Source organism: Streptomyces sp. CO7 (assembly GCF_053474865.1).
The window spans coordinates 144,677-147,016 of the sequence record NZ_JBRIOU010000001.1; the positions used below are offsets into that span (position 1 = coordinate 144,677).

The 2,340-nt window shown below is 72.3% G+C and carries 1 protein-coding gene; it reads right to left on the reverse strand.

Going from position 1 to position 2,340, the window contains the following annotated elements; translation table 11 throughout:
- Positions 1-367: 367 nt before the first annotated feature.
- Complete coding sequence (locus tag ACOV8S_RS00665; protein WP_448315270.1) at positions 368-2,173, reverse strand: ABC-F family ATP-binding cassette domain-containing protein; 1,806 nt, start codon at positions 2,171-2,173, stop codon at positions 368-370.
- Between the last annotated feature and the right edge of the window lie 167 nt (positions 2,174-2,340).

Below are 2,340 nucleotides of genomic sequence, written 5' to 3' on the forward strand. Positions count from 1 at the left end.
GGTCCGACGGGCCGGCGGCGGGCGCGGGCGGCTGCTGCGGGGCCGGGTGGCCGGGCGGCGGGGCGTCCTGCGGTTCCGGGGACTTGCGCAGCGGGTCGCCGGACGGCGTGGGCGGCTGTTCCTCGGGCGGCTGTGTCACAGCGTCTCCCCCTCTTCACTGACCGACGCGCCGCGCCTGTCCGCTTCCGGGCCCCTCAGCGGTACTCAAGGACCAGTTGTCATACCGGTGGCTTTTCTATCACCCACGCCGGAACGCGACGGGCCGGTTCCTCCCCTGTTCCCAAGGGAGAACCGGCCCGTGACGCCGTCGTTATCGGTGACGCGCCGTCAGCGACGTGCGGATGTCAGGCAGCCGTGGGGGCAACCGTCAGGCGTCCTCGGCGAGTTCCAGCCACGCCATCTCCAGCTCGTCCCGCTCGCCCGCCAGCGCGCGCAGCTGCGCGTCGAGTTCGGCCACCTTCGCGAAGTCCGTGGCGTTGTCGGCGATCTGTGCGTGCAGCTTGCTCTCCTGCTCGGAGATCTTGTCGATCCGCCGCTCGATCCGCTGCAGTTCCTTCTTGGCGGCGCGCTGGTCGGCCGCGCTCTTCTCGGCGGCCGGCCTGGCCGCCGGTGCGGGGGCGGAGGCGGCCGCGGCCTCCTCCATCCGGCGACGGCGCTCCAGGTACTCGTCGATGCCGCGCGGCAGCATCCGCAGCGTCCGGTCGCCGAGCAGCGCGAACACCCGGTCGGTGGTGCGCTCGACGAAGAACCGGTCGTGGGAGATCACGATCATCGAGCCGGGCCATCCGTCGAGGACGTCCTCGAGCTGGGTGAGGGTCTCGATGTCGAGGTCGTTGGTGGGCTCGTCGAGGAAGAGGACGTTGGGCTCGTCCATCAGCAGCCGCAGCAGCTGCAGGCGGCGGCGCTCACCGCCGGAGAGGTCGCCGACCGGCGTCCACTGCTTCTCCTTGGTGAAGCCGAAGGTCTCGCAGAGCTGGCCGGCGGTCATCTCGCGGCCCTTGCCGAGGTCGACGCGCTCGCGCACCTTCTGCACGGCCTCCAGGACCCGCCAGTCGGGGTCGAGCTCGGCGACCTCCTGCGAGAGGTAGGCGAGCTTGACCGTCTTCCCGACCTTGATCCGGCCGGCGGCGGGCTGCTCGTCGCCGTCGGTGCGGGCGGCCTCGGCCATGGCGCGCAGCAGCGAGGTCTTGCCGGCGCCGTTGACGCCGACCAGGCCGATCCGGTCGCCGGGGCCGAGCTGCCAGGTCACGTGCTCCAGCAGGGTCTTGGGACCCGCCTGGACGGTGACGTCCTCGAGGTCGAAGACGGTCTTCCCGAGGCGCGAGGAGGCGAACTTCATCAGCTCGCTGCTGTCGCGGGGCGGCGGGACGTCGGCGATCAGCTCGTTGGCGGCCTCGACGCGGAAGCGGGGCTTGGAGGTGCGGGCGGGGGCGCCGCGGCGCAGCCAGGCGAGCTCCTTGCGGACCAGGTTCTGCCGCTTGACCTCCTCGGTCTGCGCGATCCGCTCGCGCTCGGCGCGGGCGAACACGTAGTCGGAGTAGCCGCCCTCGTACTCGTGGACGTCGCCGCGCTGCACGTCCCACATGCGGGTGCAGACCTGGTCGAGGAACCAGCGGTCGTGGGTGACGCAGACGAGGGCGGAGCGGCGGGCGGCCAGGTGGGCGGCGAGCCAGGCGATGCCCTCGACGTCGAGGTGGTTGGTGGGCTCGTCCAGGACGATCAGGTCCTGCTCGGCGATCAGCAGCTGGGCGAGCGCGATGCGGCGGCGCTCGCCGCCGGAGAGGGGGCCGATGACGGTGTCCAGACCCTGGGGGAATCCGGGGAGGTCCAGGCCGCCGAAGAGGCCGGTGAGCACGTCGCGGATCTTCGCGTTGCCCGCCCACTCGTGGTCGGCGAGGTCGCCGATCACCTCGTGGCGGACGGTCGCGGTGGGGTCGAGGGAGTCGTGCTGCGTCAGGACGCCCATGCGGAGGCCGCCGACGTGGGTGACGCGGCCGGAGTCCGTCTCCTCCAGCTGCGCGAGCATGCGGATCAGGGTGGTCTTGCCGTCGCCGTTGCGGCCGACGACGCCGATGCGGTCGCCCTCGGACACGCCGAGGGAGATGCCGTCCAGGAGGGTACGGGTGCCGTACACCTTGCGGACGTTCTCGACATTGACCAGGTTGACGGCCATTTCTCTCCAACCGAGGGGAACGAGCTCAGCGGTCCAGGTTAGCCCGCGCGGGGGCCCCGCTTCGCCCGTCCGAGGTTCCCCGGGGGCGTACGCGCGGGTGCGGGGGCTCACGGCGCGCAGGCGAACCGTCCCGCGTACGGCACCGCCCGCTCGGGCCGGGTCGGGCG